Origin of the sequence: Paenibacillus sp. FSL R5-0623, assembly GCF_037974265.1 — a bacterium.
Taxonomy (GTDB): domain Bacteria; phylum Bacillota; class Bacilli; order Paenibacillales; family Paenibacillaceae; genus Paenibacillus.
Map to the genome: position 1 here is coordinate 6,150,865 of NZ_CP150233.1, position 14,897 is coordinate 6,165,761.

Genomic DNA, 14,897 nt, shown 5'->3' on the forward strand with positions numbered 1-14,897 from the left:
TCCTCCTTTGTGGTGTTAGCGGATATACCTCCCACATCAACCGGTCGCGAATCGACCGGTTTTACGAAGCCATGTTTCTTATGAAAATTAGTCTTCGATGGTGATACCCATGCTGCGGGCAGTACCTTCGACCATACGCATTGCGGACTCAACGTCTGCTGCATTCAGGTCAGGCATTTTTGTTTCTGCGATTTGACGTACCGCATCACGTTTAACAGTAGCAACTTTTTTCTTGTTCGGTTCGCCGGATCCTTTTTCAACTTTAGCTGCCACTTTCAACAGAACTGCTGCTGGTGGAGTTTTAGTGATGAAAGTAAAGGAACGGTCCTCGAATACAGAAATTTCAACTGGAATAATCAATCCCGCTTGATCAGCTGTACGAGCATTGAATTCTTTACAGAATGCCATGATGTTGACACCTGCTTGACCCAAAGCTGGACCTACTGGTGGTGCTGGGTTTGCTTTACCTGCTGGAATCTGCAGTTTTACCATTTTAATAACTTTTTTCGCCATGATTGACACCTCCTTGCAAAATAGTGGTTAACGGGTTTTTCAACCCTCCCACAAGAAACTTGAAGAAACTATATCTTCTCCACTTGTGTGTATTCCAACTCAAGCGGTGTTTCCCGTCCAAACATGTTCACGTGCACTTTCAACTTGCTTTTCTCTACCAAAATCTCTTCCACGGAGCCTACGAAATTCGCAAAAGGACCGACTTTAATACGTACGGATTCCTTAATATCGAACTCAATTTTCGGCTTAGGTTCAACCATTCCCATGTGCTTCAGAATTTGTTCCACTTCTTCAGGCAACAATGCAGTTGGTTTGGACCCAGAACCTGTCGAACCGACAAATCCTGTAACACCTGGTGTATTGCGAACAACATACCAAGAATCATCCGTCTGTACCATTTCCACCAAGACATAACCGGGGTAAACTTTACGCATAACGGTTTTTTTCTTACCGTCCTTGTTTACCACTTCTTCTTCCATAGGAACAAGAACGCGGAATATCTTGTCTTCCATGCCCATAGACTCTACGCGTTTTTCCAAATTGGCTTTGACCTTGTTCTCATACCCTGAATAGGTATGAACGACGTACCATCTTTTTTCCATATCAAGCCACCGGAACCCTTCTTAAATAATCGCTTCGATCACAAAGGAGATGCCAATGTCAATGACCCAAAAAAACAGCGTCATAACCACAACAGTACCAAGTACGATCAATGTGTAGTTGGTCAGCTCTTTACGATTAGGCCAGCGAACTTTTTTAAGTTCAGCCCAGCTTTCTGAGAAAAAGGAAATCAGAGATTTGAAACTTCGTTTCACGCCGACACCTCCAAAAACTATCTGGTTTCGCGATGAGAAGTCTGCTCGTTACAAAACTTGCAAAATTTCTTCATCTCCATGCGGTCGGGGTGATTACGCTTGTTTTTTGTCGTAGTGTAATTTCTTTGTTTGCAGTTAGTACAAGCCAAAGTAATAATTACCCGCATGATGTACACCTCCCGAAGACTTCCACATTCAAGCAGAGTCTCTAAATTGATCCTGAAAAAAAGCCATAAATTTAGGCCTACCTAAAACACTTTATCACAAGGGTATAACCATGTCAATGAAAGAATAGCCTTTCATTCATTGGGTATTACTTCCGTACAACGTACATTCGTTTCTCATCTCTGTTTTTCTCTTCTCCTGCATGGACCGAGCGATTACTAGTATAAACATTCTTAGATTTTATAAACTTGAGACACTAAAAAAAGACTCAAACACCGAGCCTTTTCCGTCAACGACAACATGTGTTTAATTATCTCGAACTTCCAGGTACTTTTCAAGTTTACGCTTGACGCGCTGAAGTGCATTATCAATGGACTTCACATGTCTGTCCAAATCTACTGCAATCTCTTGATAAGATCTCCCGTCCAGATACAACATCAATACTTTACGTTCCAGATCACTCAGAATCTCGGACATTTTATCTTCCAGGCCCACAAACTCTTCCTGATTGATGATAAGTTCTTCCGGATCACTGACCTGGGTTCCACAAATCACATCGAGTAACGTACGATCAGACTCTTCGTCATAAATAGGCTTGTCCAGAGATACATAAGAATTAAGCGGAATATGCTTCTGACGTGTTGCTGTCTTAATCGCCGTGATGATCTGTCTTGTAATACACAGTTCGGCAAAAGCCTTGAACGAAGCCAGCTTGTCCCCTTTGAAATCTCGAATGGATTTGTAGAGGCCAATCATTCCTTCTTGAATAATATCTTCCCGGTCTGCCCCAATCAGAAAATAAGATCTTGCCTTGGCGCGTACAAAGTTACGATATTTGTTAATTAGAAACTCTAACGCTTCGCTTTCGCCTTCACGGAAAGCTTCGACAATGTCTTCGTCACTTTGGTAATCATACTTGGATAACATGATATCTTTGAGGTCGACACTCACAGACAATCCCTCCGGCTGCAACGCAAGGTACCCCGTTACTCTACTCTATGAAATATAGGATCAGTATATATGATGGTACCTCACACCGTCAACCACGCTCTGCCTAAAAAAGAACATCAATAACATAAATGTCAAGAGTTTCAATATTCTAAATTTTGTAAAACCATGCTGTTATTCCCGGCGCCATCGCTCAAACTCTTTCAATACATCGGGACTTAACTTACCGCCGAGTGTGTTACGCGTGGTCTTCGCCTGATCTTCTTCCAGTCGTTTTTTTAATTCTTTTTCGTTCTGCTCAACTTCAATTAGTAACTCCCTTGCAGATACGCGTAGCGCTCCCTGTCCAAAAATGACATGTTGCTCTACCATATCGCTCGTAGCCACATAGATTTGGCGTCTTCGCATGCTTAGTTCCCGAACGAGTCTTTCAATGCATTCGTCTGCCGTCTCTTTTTCCTTTGTAAAATAGATCTGCACTTTGCTCTGAGTAAAGGATTTACCGAGTCCAGGCACGAGGTAGGCGTCAAACACAACAATGACTCGACGGCCGGAGAAAGCCTGGTAGTCTGCAAGACGAAAGAGAAGCCTGTTACGTGCCTCTTCGAGCCCACTTTCCGCCAGTTTGGTTAATTCCGGCCAGTCGCCAATCATGTTGTACCCGTCTACAAGAAGCACATCACGGGAATCAGCCATACCTTCTATTCCTGCGCTTGACGCGAGCGGAGCACTTCGTACATGACAACCCCCGCTGCCACGGAAGCATTCAGGGAATTAATCTGACCTTGCATTGGTAGTTTGATCAGCACATCGCATTTCTCACGAATAAGTCGTCCCATTCCCTTGTTCTCATTTCCGATTACCAATGCCACAGGGCCAGTAAAGACCCCATTACCAAAGACACCTTCATGAGCAGTGACATCTGTCCCTACAACCCATACACCTTCCTCTTTGAGGCGATCGATGGTCTGTCCAAGATTACTTACCCGAGCCACTGGCACGTACTCCACAGCGCCTGCTGATGTTTTGGATACTGTCACGGTTACCGCTGCCGAGCGACGTTTCGGTACAATGACGCCATGCGCACCCGTGCAATCTGCTGTCCGCAAAATTGACCCCAGGTTATGAGGATCTTCAATCTCATCCAGCAGAATCAGGAAAGGATGCTCATTCTTCGCTTTTGCTGCGGCAAGAATGTCTTCTACCTCCACATAAGCGTAAGGTGCCGCTTGAGCAACTACCCCCTGATGCTGAATGCCTGGTACCGTTTGATCCAGCTTACGCTTGTCCACGTGTTGAATGACAATACCTAGTTTTTTAGCTTCCGAGATAATAGGTTGAGTCAGATGTTTCTGTGCTGTGTCGGCAATCCATATTTTATTAATGGTCCGGCCTGAACGCAGCGCCTCCGTCACGGAGTGTTTACCGGCGATCCATTCTTCTTCCATCGTTGTTCGATCCTCTCTGTAATGCGTTGTTTTGTTGAAATTTCTATTTTTTTGTCGGCGATGGCGATTGTTGTTCCGCGTGCTCAATGCCATGCCCGATCAGTTCAATCATGCGATCATGATGACCACTGCTATAGAGGTAACCAATGAGACATTCAAAAGCCGTGGCATGTCTGTACTCCAACACATCTGCATTTTTGGGTACACTACCCGACTTGGCATTCCGCCCTTGCCGGACGATATCCCGTTCTTCCTCTGTCAGTTCAGCCTCTATCGTTGTAAGTATACGGCTCTGTGCCTTCGCTGATACCAACCCGGTTGCACTACGGTGCAAATGATTGGGACGCATGTTCGCCTTCGACAACAGATATTGACGAACAGCTACCTCATATACCGCATCACCAATATAGGCCAGCGCAATAGGTGGAATCAACCTCGCAGGTCTGGAAGGAGGATACGGGAACCATCCTCCCTCTGTGACCTGCTCCTGTTGTTTTGGTGTATTTGGATGTCCTTCGCTCATTTGCGCCGCCATCTCATGCCCTGCGCCGTATCTTCAAGCAGAATGCCACGTGCAGACAATTCATCACGAATTTCATCCGCTCTTGCCCAGTTTTTGGACTTACGCGCTTCTACACGCTCTTCAATCAGACGTTCCACTTCCTCATCCAGAAGTTCTGGCTCTGCGTCAGTATAAATCCGCAGCACAGCATTCAATTCACTGAACAACTCGAGGAGCGCGCGAATGTCTGCCGCATTAACTACTTCTTGCTGCAACAGTTGGTTGGCTTCCCCTGCCCACTCAAACATAGCAGTAATCGCATCAGGCGTATTGAAATCATCCTGCATCTTCTCGTGATACTGCTGACGAATTTGGTCGAGTCTTGCCGCAAACTCTGCTGTGATATCCCGATCAACAGTTACTGCATTCAGACGATGGTTCAGGTTACCTACCGCATTCGCAATCCGGTCCACACTGTTCTGTGCCTGCTCCATCGTATCATCCGTGAAGTTCAATGGGTTGCGATAGTGGGTAGACAACATGAAATAACGAATCGCTTCGCGTTTATATTGATTCCGCAAGTCTTTAACCAGAACACCATTACCGAGTGATTTTGACATCTTCTCGTTATCAATCCGGATGAATCCATTATGCATCCAGTAGTTCGCAAGTGGTTTACCTGTTAATACCTCGGATTGGGCGCATTCGCACTCATGGTGCGGGAACTGCAAATCCTGTCCACCCCCGTGAATGTCCAGTGTATCCCCAAGGTACTCCCTAGCCATGGCGGAGCATTCAATATGCCAGCCTGGTCGACCATCCCCCCAAGGACTGGACCAATAGATCTCACCTGGTTTGGCAGCCTTCCAGAGCACAAAGTCTTCGGGATGCTCTTTGCGCTCATCCACACCCACACGGATTCCAAATTGCAGCTCCTGCAGGTTTTGTTTCGAAAGTTTGCCATATTCGCTGAATTTGCCTGTACGATAATAGACGTCACCGCCATTTTCATACGCAAATCCTTTTTCAACCAGCTCACGGATAAAATCAATGATCAGCGGCATGTTTTCCGTTACTCTCGGATTGCTGCTCGCCTTGGGAATACCCAATCCCTCTAGGTCTTCATAATAGGCAGCAATAAATTTCTCAGCTACATGAGGAACGTCTGTTCCAAGTTGTTCTGCTTTGCGAATCAGCTTATCGTCCACATCCGTGAAGTTCACCACATAGTTCACATCATGTCCTGTCTGTTCCAGGTATCCTCGAACTGTGTCGAAAAAGATAACCGGGCGTGCATTCCCGATATGAATGTAGTCATATACCGTTGGTCCGCAGACATACATTTTTACTTTCCCTGGCTCTTGGGGAACAAATTCCTCTTTGGTACGACTCATCGTATTATAAATCTGAAGCGTCATGGTCACTTATCCTTTCATCCTATACTGCCTTTATTTATTGTATCACGTATCACGCACAGTCTCATTTTCACGGGCATTCTGCAGTGTACGTACTTCTTTCTGCAATCGTTCGAGTTCTTTCTGCATACTGCGCAGGGAGTCAACGACCGGATCGGGCAATTGCTGACTGAGGCGATCTACCCGTCGACCATCCTGTTTGACAATTCTGCCCGGTATACCTACCACGGTACTATTGGAAGGGACCTCCTTAAGCACAACGGAGTTCGCACCAATGTTACATTGATCCCCCACGCTAAATGAACCCAGCACCTTCGCTCCGGATGAGATAACCACATTATTACCAATGGTCGGATGTCTCTTCCCTTTTTCTTTCCCTGTTCCGCCCAAGGTAACCCCCTGATAGATAACGACATCATCGCCAATCTCACATGTTTCTCCAATAACGACGCCCATTCCATGGTCAATAAACAACCGATTTCCAATCGTAGCTCCAGGATGTATCTCAATTCCTGTCATAAACCGGCTAACCTGCGAAATGAACCTGGCAACCGAGAACCATCTTCTCTTGTATAAAAAATGAGCCATCCGGTGTGCCCATATCGCATGCAGCCCTGAGTAGGTGAATACCACCTCAAACCAACCTCGGGCCGCCGGATCGTTTTCAAACACCGCCTGGATATCTGATCTGATCTTCTTGAACATGCTCGTTCCCCTCTTGTTCAGGTTCTCGTCCTCCGGCTTACCGGACGGCGCGTTCCTTGGTAGTGTACTGCACACTCTCCTAAACAAAAAAACGCCCCTGCAGCATTTAGCTGCAGAGGCGTTTATCGCGGTCCCACTCTGCTCGGTTCATTCTTAAATAGAATGAGCCCTCAAGCGGTTTGGTAACGGAAACCAATCGTCACAACCTATCCTAACGTTTTCCCTTGTCATGATCAACAAGGGCGGGGCCGGATTCGGCTGTGCAGCTCACGGGCGCATTTCGACTGATGGACAGTGGATGGCTCACAGCCACCGCAACCAAAGAAATCTTTCTTTGCTGCGGGACCATCCTCTCTGAATCTGTCCGGGTCAGTCTACTCCTCCCGATCTTTGCTGTTCTATTAGATAAATCATATCAATTATTCGTTGTGTTGTTATTATAGCGAAAAGGCCTCAGACTGACAACAGCCTCCTACGTAATCCATCCATCGTAGGACTGTGTTCAGATTCCAAATAAACGGAATGTCTTCGACTAAGATTATTTTACTTGTGCAAGCAAACGTTCGATCACCGTATCACGACCCAGAAGCACGATCGTTTGATTCAGATCCCGTCCATGCGTCTGTCCAGTCAAGGCTACACGAATTGGCATAAAGAGCTGTTTGCCCTTAAAGCCGGTTTCTTTCTGTACTTCCTTGATCAATGCAGCCATTTTGCTTGGAGTAAACTCTTCGCTCGCCTGTACTTTATCCGCAAATGCCTTCAGTACGGTTGGCACCTGCTCCTCCGCAAGCACTGCTTCTCCTTCACTTTCAAGCTCCAGATTGGAACGGAAGAATACTTCCGACAATTCGACAATATCGGAGGCAGAATTCATCTGCTCCTGGTACAGGTGTACCAGTGTATAAGCCCATTCTTTTTGTTCAGCAGACAGCTCGGAAGAAATACGTCCAGCCTTTTGCAGATGCGGAATGGCCATTTCGGCAATACGTTCCGGGTCAGCATGTTTGATATAGTGGTTGTTTAAGTGCGCCAGCTTGTGGGTATCAAATACCGCCGGGCTCTTGGACAGACGTTTCGTATCAAAAATGGAGATCAGTTGCTCTTGCGAGAAGATCTCTTCTTCCCCTTCCGGCGACCAGCCGAGCAGGGAAATGAAGTTAAACATTGCCTCAGGCAAATACCCGAGCTGATCATACTGCTCAATAAACTGAATAACGGATTCATCCCGTTTACTCAGCTTCTTGTGATTTTCATTCACGATCAACGTCATATGACCGAATTGCGGTGGCTCCCAGCCAAGCGCTTCATAGATCATCAGTTGACGCGGCGTGTTCGAGATGTGATCTTCCCCACGCAGGACGTGGGAGATCTTCATCAAGTGATCATCCACAGCAACGGCATAGTTGTATGTGGGAATGCCGTCTTTTTTCACAATGACGAAGTCACCGGATTCCTTGCTGTTGAACGAGATTGTGCCTTTAACCATATCATCAAACGTATATGTGCGCTCTTCCGGCACACGGAAACGAATACTCGCTACGCGGCCTTCCGCTTCAAACGCACTAATTTGCTCTGGAGTCAGGTCACGGTGTTTGCCAGAATAACGCGGTGTTTCTCCACGTGCTGACTGTTCCTCGCGCTCTTGCTCCAATTCTTCTTCCGTGCAGAAGCAACGGTAAGCCAGACCTTTATCCAGCAATTCCTGCGTATATTTACGATAGAGGTCCAGACGTTCCGTTTGACGGTATGGTCCGTATTCTCCGCCCACGTCAATACTTTCGTCCCACTCAATTCCGAGCCATTTCAGGTATTTCAGTTGGCTTTCTTCACCACCGGCAATATTCCGTTTCACGTCCGTATCTTCAATACGAATAATGAATTTACCGTTATTATGTTTGGCATATAAATAGTTAAACAACGCCGTACGGGCATTCCCGATATGCAGGTGTCCCGTTGGGCTCGGCGCGTAACGCACACGAATATCCGTGCTCATATGATCCCCTCCGTCACTAATTGATTGATGATATCACACACGTACAAGGCAAACAACGGATTGAGCGGCAATGCCCTCTCCCCGTCCCGGGAATCCCAGTTGTTCTGTCGTTGTTGCTTTCACGTTCACCTGTGTTACATCCGCTTCCAGTGCCTTGGCAATAACCTCAGCCATCTGTGGGATGTAAGGAGCCATCTTTGGCTTCTGGGCAATAATCGTTGAATCAATATTCCCTAGCTTATACCCGCGATCCTTCACAAGCTGCCATACATGCTCCAGCAATTTCAGGCTGTCGGCATCTTTGAATTCCGGATCGGTATCCGGGAAGTGTTTGCCAATATCCCCAAGTGCCAGCGCACCCAAAATGGCATCACTAATCGCGTGCAACAGCACGTCTGCGTCCGAGTGACCCAGCAGTCCTTTTTCATAAGGAATCGTTACTCCGCCAATAATGCACGGGCGTCCCTCTACCAGCTGATGTACATCAAATCCCTGTCCTACACGTATCATCGCTTCTTCTCTCCCCCCAGCAAAAACGCAGCATATTGCAAATCTTCCGGCGTTGTTAATTTGATATTGGTATAATTGCCTTCCACAACCTTGACCGACATTCCCTGACGTTCAGCCAGCATGGCATCATCTGTTCCCAGAAATCCGTCCTGCTCGGCTGATTCGTAGGCGGAGAGCAGGGAAGAAAGACGAAAAGCCTGCGGGGTTTGAATGCTCCACAGACTGCTGCGGTCTGGCGTCGCCGTAACGACTCCTTCCGCATTCACTTGTTTGATCGTATCCTTCACGGGAACCGCCAGCACAGCTGCTCCACCACCGGATATGGCGGCCGCCATGCATCCCTTGATCTGCTCATGGTTCACAAAAGGACGTACCCCGTCGTGAACGAGAACCCAATCCGTCCCAAGTGCCTCAAGGCCTTTATGGACAGAATGTTGTCTCTCTTTCCCTCCGGGGATAACACGGACACGTGAATCCAGTTGGTATTCTTTTACCCAATCCTGGCAGCGTTCAACATCTGCGGTTCCTGTGACCAGCACCATCTCGCGGATCTCGTCCAGCGCAGCAAATACCTCAAGCGTATGTATGAAAACGGGCTTGTCCTGCAGCAACAGAAACTGTTTGCTCTCGGTCGTCCCCATCCGGGTTCCGCGACCTGCTGCCACAATGACAACGCCCCACCCTTTATCCATGCCGCAATCCCTGCCTTGTCTGTCAGTTTATCGTCCAAAGATATACAATATCATTCAACGATACACTACCCATCATACCGCTTTATTGGGCTTTTTCCAACAGTTTCGGCTTGGCAAAAATCATTCGTCCCGCTGAAGTCTGCAACACACTGGTCACCAGCACTTCCATCATCATGCCGATATACTCGCGTCCGCCTTCCACAACGATCATTGTGCCATCATCCAGATAAGCTACACCTTGACCATGCTCCTTGCCATCCTTGATGATCTGCACCATGATCTCCTCACCTGGCAGAACAACCGGCTTAACCGCATTAGCGAGATCATTAATGTTCAACACAGATACACCCTGGAGTTCGCACACTTTGTTCAGGTTAAAGTCATTGGTGACCACTTTACCCTGAAGCACTTTAGCCAGTTTAACCAGTTTGCTATCCACCTCGGAGATTTCCTCGAAATCCCCCTCGTAGATCAGGACTTTTACATCGAGTTCCTTCTGGATTTTGTTCAAAATGTCCAGTCCACGCCGTCCTCTGTTCCGCTTGAGCAGATCCGATGAATCAGCAATATGCTGTAACTCCTCCAGAACAAATTCCGGAATTACGATCGTGCCTTCAATAAATCCGGTTTTGCATATATCAGCGATACGCCCATCGATAATAACACTGGTATCCAGAATCTTATGTTCTTCCATCCGTCTATCCTCGTCCACCTCGGGATGACCCCATCTTCCAGACATCCAGAAGGCCCCTAGATCGTCTTTCTTCGCCATGGCAAGGGTATAACCGGAATAAGCACTAATCACCGTCAGCGCCACTTGCAGCACTTCTCCTGCCGTCCCCATCCATCCCACAACAGGGTAGATCAACAAGGCCACCAGCAATCCTGCAACGGTACCTGCGGCACCTGCAGCCAGTTCGTTCATAGGTACTTTTGCCAATGAATCGATTCCACTATGCAGCCTGTCTGCCACCAATGTTCCACCAATATTACATACAGCCATAAACATTACAGCTCCCAGCAGTGTCGATATACCAGCTCCCAGTAATCCTGCTGACTGAATCCACTCCGCCATCCATGGGACCGATTTTCCTGCCAGATGATATGCCGTGTAGCCGAACCATGCACCGCACAATCCTGTAAAAGTTAAAATGCCTTTTTTCCACATTAGTCCCTGCACCTCCTTCAATGTATCTTGACTTTATATCCAGTATGATCCAATTCCTGAATTGCTAATCCCATCTGGAAGAACTTTTTGGAAATGTTGCAATCGTCAGTTGAAAGTAGGTAAATTATTGGCATATAATGAATTCAATTCATATCCCGAGGTGATTGGCAAAATGAGTACGCTGAGTTTACAGGCTTTCCAGGATCAAGTTTCTGAACTGTTGCTGCGTCATCGCAGCCTGATTGATGTACTGTCCAAAACGGGACAAGCCGGAGCGTCTGTTAACCGTGCCGTGTCCAAAGCCATTACCGAATGCGGCTGCATCGAGCTGCACGCCACCAAGCAGAAATATGCCCCGGAGAGCGATATCGCTCAAACCAAGGGCCTGTTGGAAACGCATGTGGAAGGTGAGTTGTGTGAGAACTGCAGAGAGGTCATCAGCTCTGAACTAGGGCGGAACCTGTTCTACATGTCAGCTCTCTGCAATCTGCTGGACATTAACATGGAAGAGGTCGTAAATCACGAATCACAGAAGTGTTCAACGTTAGGGATGTTTAATCTGTCGTAAGAAGATATGTATGTCGTCCGCAAGGGTTTCTTTTACCGTAAATAGATCTGAATAAACAAAAAGCACGCATTCTCCAGTTCAGGAGAGTACGTGCTTTCTTTGTATAGTGTCTGTCCCAAGGCGACTTACCGATCGGAAGGACGGGAAGATTTCTCATCCTTGCGCTTTTTCGCCCGACTACGTGAGGCCGCTGTTCGCACATTATGCTTCATTCCATACAAGGCGTATAATACCAGCGGAATAAAGATCAATTTGGATAACTGCTCCGGGAAAATAACGGCTACGGCTATGGCAAATAACACAACCCATGGTGCAATCCAGATTGCCTTGCGTGGCAAACCGACCTTTTTGAAATTGGGATATTTAAGCGAACTCACCATCAGATACGATAACAGCAACGTAGCAATCATCATGCTAACCGGACCAATATCCTTATTGAACAAGGACAGTGTAGCCAGCACCCCACCGGCTGCGGGAATCGGCAGACCTGTGAAATACCCGGGAATTCCCGGACGAACATTAAACCGAGCAAGACGAATGGCTCCACAGATCGGAAAAGCCGCTGTTGCGATCCAGGCGAGGATCGGCATCGAATCTTGAAACGACACCATAAATATGATCAGGGCTGGTGCTGCACCAAAGGAAACCATGTCAGACAAGGAATCCAGTTCCTTGCCGAATTCGCTTTGGGCATTAAGTGCACGTGCCACTCGGCCATCCAGACCATCCAGCAACATCGCTACAATGACCATAATGGCAGCCAAACTGTAATTTCCATCAATCGCAAGCAAAATTGCCATCATTCCAAGAAACAGATTACCCAGGGTAAAGAGATTCGGAATGAATCTGGTTAGCATCGTTGTTTCACCTCATCCATTTCAAGCCTTTATATAGGCAAACCCTTACATCTGTCTGTCGATAAACATCTGCTCCTGCAAACGTTTGAGGCCTTCCTTAATGGTCCGGGCACGAACTTCACCAATACCGTCCACTTCGTCCAGTTCTTCAATTGTAGCCATAATCACATGAGGCAATTGTTCGAATTGATCCACCAAATTATGGATAATGACATTGGGCAGGCGGGGGATCTTATTTAATACCCGGAATCCACGAGGGGCAACCGAATCCTCAGAAGTAGCCGCTGATGAAGGATAGCCGAGAAGACGGACAATATGATGTGCATCCAGCAACTCATCGTCCGACAATCTTTTCAGTCCCACGATAATTTCACGGATTTTGTCATCACTGTCGTCACGGGCATAGTCCTTATACAATAACCAGGCTTCTTCTTCCGTTGTACCCACGAGTTCTTCCATTTGCATGGAAATGAGTCGTCCCTCATTCCCAAGTTCATGAATGTATCGTTTGATTTCCGTTTTGATCCGCATCACCATTTCGGTACGCTGAATCACATTAACCACTTCAGGAATCGTCACCAGTTCCTCAAATTCAGAGGCACTCAGATTCGTAAGAGACTGTGTTAATACCGCTTTGTATTTCTCTAAGGTTTGAATCGCTTGATTCGCTTTGGTCAAAATAACCCCGATTTCCTTGAGGGAATAACGAAGTGTTCCCTGATACAGGGTAATGATATTCCGACGCTGTGATATGGATACGACCAATTTACCCGTTTGCTTTGCTACACGCTCTGCCGTCCGGTGACGAATCCCCGTCTCTGATGATGAGATCGACGAGTCGGGGATTAACTGGGTATTGGCGTAAAGAATACGCTTCAAATCCTCGCTAAGAATAATGGCTCCATCCATCTTGGCGAGTTCGTACAGATAGTTCGGGGAGAAATCACAGTTAATCGAGAATCCCCCATCCACCACTTCCATTACTTCAGGGCTGTATCCTACAACAAGCAGTGCGCCCGTCTTGGCGCGCAGCACATTTTCCAGACCTTCGCGGAAAGGTGTACCTGGTGCGATCAGCCTTAACAACTCATTCATATTATCCAGTTGGCTCATATCTTTCATCTTGTTATGCCCCCTAATCTAAAGCAACCGCTAGTGCATCTGCCACGGTATTCACACCGATCAGTTGTATCCCGCGAGGATGTTTCCAGCCCTTTAAGCTTTTTTCTGGTAAAATGACTCGCTTGAAGCCCAGCTTTGCGGCTTCCTTCACTCGTTGTTCGGCCCGTGATACGGCTCGAACTTCACCTGTCAGACCAATCTCGCCAAAGATGACGTCGTCCGGCTTGGTCGGTACATCTCTCAAACTGGATGCAATGCTGACAGCAACCGCTAAATCTACAGCGGGCTCATCCAACCGTACTCCACCAGCCACGTTCAGATACGCATCCTGGGTCTGTAAAAACATCCCCATCCGTTTCTCCAGCACTGCAATGATCAGATTTAATCGATGCAGATCTACCCCTGTTGCCATACGGCGGGGAGAAGGGAAATGTGTGGTCGAGATCAACGCCTGCAATTCCACGAGCAGAGGGCGTGTACCCTCCATACTGGCAACTACCGTTGAACCAGCTACACCCAGTGGACGTTCCGACAAAAAGAGTTCGGACGGATTGCCCACCTCACGAAGTCCATCCTCGCCCATTTCAAAAATGCCAATCTCATTGGTTGAACCAAAACGGTTCTTCACCGCACGGAGCAGGCGATACGTATGATGCCGTTCTCCTTCAAAATAAAGGACGCAATCCACCATATGTTCTAACATACGTGGACCGGCAATGGCACCTTCTTTGGTAACATGCCCCACAAGAACCGTTGCAATGCCTCTGCCTTTGGCAATCCGCATAAACCTTGACGTACATTCCCTTACCTGCGCTACACTACCTGGCGCACTGGTAACTTCGGGAAGATATACCGTCTGAATGGAGTCGATGACAAGAAAATGCGGCTGGATCTGATCCACCGCTTCCTCTACACGTTCCATATTGGTTTCACACAGTACATACAACTCGGCAGAGAGTGCCCCGAGGCGGTCTGCCCGCAATTTGGTTTGCTTGACTGATTCCTCACCGGAAACATATAACACACGCAAACCCGAATGCGTCAAAGCATGGGACGTCTGCAACATCAACGTTGATTTACCGATACCCGGATCTCCGCCCACCAGAACGAGTGAACCCGGAACGATTCCGCCACCCAATACCCGGTTCAACTCTCCGATTCCAGTCTGTACACGCGGTTCCTGACCGCTATCTATATCTATGATAGGAAGCGGTTTATCTTTACTGTCAAACAGAGGAGAATTTCTCCCCTGTGTTTTGACCACCGTCTCTGTCTCTTCCACCATTGAATTCCATGACTGACAACCCGGACACTTACCGTACCACTTGGGGGCTTCATAGCCGCATTCCGTACATTGAAACTTGGTTTTAACTTTGGCCACTTCAGCACTCCTATAATTTAGTTTTATAACAGCATTTTGCATTATTCGACGAATTTCATCCAAACTCCCTGACGTGCAGGGTTACTAAAAGT

General features: G+C 47.3%; 18 protein-coding genes. 1 reads left to right on the forward strand and 17 read right to left on the reverse strand.

All coding sequences use genetic code 11. From position 1 onward, the window contains the following. Positions 1 to 87: 87 nt before the first annotated feature. From rplK to MKY92_RS27095, 14 genes are all read right to left on the reverse strand, one after another. Positions 88 to 513, reverse strand: coding sequence for a 50S ribosomal protein L11 (gene rplK / locus MKY92_RS27030; RefSeq protein ID WP_017692062.1), 426 nt, complete (start codon positions 511 to 513; stop codon positions 88 to 90). A 68-nt stretch (positions 514 to 581) separates the two neighbouring features. Continuing rightward, positions 582 to 1,115, reverse strand: coding sequence for a transcription termination/antitermination protein NusG (gene nusG, locus MKY92_RS27035; protein WP_036607165.1), 534 nt, complete (start codon positions 1,113 to 1,115; stop codon positions 582 to 584). 21 nt (positions 1,116 to 1,136) lie between these two features. Beyond that, positions 1,137 to 1,328 carry a preprotein translocase subunit SecE gene (gene secE, locus MKY92_RS27040; RefSeq protein WP_017692060.1) on the reverse strand — a complete coding sequence of 64 codons (192 nt, stop codon included), beginning with the start codon at positions 1,326 to 1,328 and terminating at the stop codon, positions 1,137 to 1,139. Between the two features lie 17 nt (positions 1,329 to 1,345). Continuing rightward, positions 1,346 to 1,495, reverse strand: coding sequence for a 50S ribosomal protein L33 (rpmG, locus tag MKY92_RS27045; RefSeq protein ID WP_072735843.1), 150 nt, complete (start codon positions 1,493 to 1,495; stop codon positions 1,346 to 1,348). Between the two features lie 304 nt (positions 1,496 to 1,799). Continuing rightward, positions 1,800 to 2,444, reverse strand: a complete 645-nt coding sequence (sigH, locus tag MKY92_RS27050; RefSeq protein ID WP_017692059.1) for an RNA polymerase sporulation sigma factor SigH — start codon at positions 2,442 to 2,444, stop codon at positions 1,800 to 1,802. Between the two features lie 171 nt (positions 2,445 to 2,615). Beyond that, entirely contained in the window at positions 2,616 to 3,137 is a 522-nt protein-coding gene (locus tag MKY92_RS27055) for an NYN domain-containing protein (protein ID WP_036607162.1), read from the reverse strand. A 5-nt stretch (positions 3,138 to 3,142) separates the two neighbouring features. Continuing rightward, positions 3,143 to 3,889: a 23S rRNA (guanosine(2251)-2'-O)-methyltransferase RlmB gene (gene rlmB, locus MKY92_RS27060; protein WP_017692057.1), complete on the reverse strand. Its 747-nt coding sequence runs from the start codon at positions 3,887 to 3,889 to the stop codon at positions 3,143 to 3,145. A gap of 43 nt (positions 3,890 to 3,932) precedes the next feature. After that, positions 3,933 to 4,412, reverse strand: a complete 480-nt coding sequence (locus MKY92_RS27065; RefSeq protein WP_076334124.1) for a ribonuclease III domain-containing protein — start codon at positions 4,410 to 4,412, stop codon at positions 3,933 to 3,935. Next, a complete protein-coding gene (gene cysS, locus MKY92_RS27070; RefSeq protein WP_339301921.1) occupies positions 4,409 to 5,809 on the reverse strand; it encodes a cysteine--tRNA ligase in 1,401 nt (466 codons plus the stop codon). The genes MKY92_RS27065 and cysS overlap by 4 nt, the downstream gene beginning before the upstream one ends. A gap of 42 nt (positions 5,810 to 5,851) precedes the next feature. After that, entirely contained in the window at positions 5,852 to 6,511 is a 660-nt protein-coding gene (gene cysE / locus MKY92_RS27075; RefSeq protein ID WP_221825254.1) for a serine O-acetyltransferase, read from the reverse strand. Between the two features lie 538 nt (positions 6,512 to 7,049). After that, positions 7,050 to 8,507 carry a glutamate--tRNA ligase gene (gene gltX, locus MKY92_RS27080; RefSeq protein ID WP_036607153.1) on the reverse strand — a complete coding sequence of 486 codons (1,458 nt, stop codon included), beginning with the start codon at positions 8,505 to 8,507 and terminating at the stop codon, positions 7,050 to 7,052. A 33-nt stretch (positions 8,508 to 8,540) separates the two neighbouring features. Further along, positions 8,541 to 9,017: a 2-C-methyl-D-erythritol 2,4-cyclodiphosphate synthase gene (gene ispF / locus MKY92_RS27085; protein ID WP_017692052.1), complete on the reverse strand. Its 477-nt coding sequence runs from the start codon at positions 9,015 to 9,017 to the stop codon at positions 8,541 to 8,543. Beyond that, positions 9,014 to 9,709, reverse strand: a complete 696-nt coding sequence (gene ispD, locus MKY92_RS27090) for a 2-C-methyl-D-erythritol 4-phosphate cytidylyltransferase (protein ID WP_253503551.1) — start codon at positions 9,707 to 9,709, stop codon at positions 9,014 to 9,016. The genes ispF and ispD overlap by 4 nt, the downstream gene beginning before the upstream one ends. Before the next feature lie 82 nt (positions 9,710 to 9,791). After that, the gene (locus tag MKY92_RS27095; protein WP_339298247.1) at positions 9,792 to 10,877 is read right to left on the reverse strand and encodes a PIN/TRAM domain-containing protein; all 1,086 of its coding nucleotides are present in this window, start codon (positions 10,875 to 10,877) and stop codon (positions 9,792 to 9,794) included. Between the two features lie 172 nt (positions 10,878 to 11,049). On the opposite strand from MKY92_RS27095, the gene MKY92_RS27100 reads away from it, so the two are divergent. Then, a complete protein-coding gene (locus MKY92_RS27100; RefSeq protein ID WP_017692049.1) occupies positions 11,050 to 11,445 on the forward strand; it encodes a hypothetical protein in 396 nt (131 codons plus the stop codon). A gap of 125 nt (positions 11,446 to 11,570) precedes the next feature. On the opposite strand, the gene pssA is transcribed toward MKY92_RS27100, so the two are convergent. Genes pssA through radA form a run of 3 tightly spaced genes read right to left on the reverse strand, consistent with a single transcriptional unit; the run spans position 11,571 to position 14,805 of the window. Further along, positions 11,571 to 12,302, reverse strand: a complete 732-nt coding sequence (gene pssA, locus MKY92_RS27105) for a CDP-diacylglycerol--serine O-phosphatidyltransferase (RefSeq protein WP_017692048.1) — start codon at positions 12,300 to 12,302, stop codon at positions 11,571 to 11,573. A 45-nt stretch (positions 12,303 to 12,347) separates the two neighbouring features. Continuing rightward, positions 12,348 to 13,424: a DNA integrity scanning diadenylate cyclase DisA gene (disA, locus tag MKY92_RS27110; RefSeq protein ID WP_047841130.1), complete on the reverse strand. Its 1,077-nt coding sequence runs from the start codon at positions 13,422 to 13,424 to the stop codon at positions 12,348 to 12,350. 13 nt (positions 13,425 to 13,437) lie between these two features. After that, positions 13,438 to 14,805, reverse strand: a complete 1,368-nt coding sequence (gene radA, locus MKY92_RS27115) for a DNA repair protein RadA (protein WP_036671578.1) — start codon at positions 14,803 to 14,805, stop codon at positions 13,438 to 13,440. Positions 14,806 to 14,897: the final 92 nt, after the last annotated feature.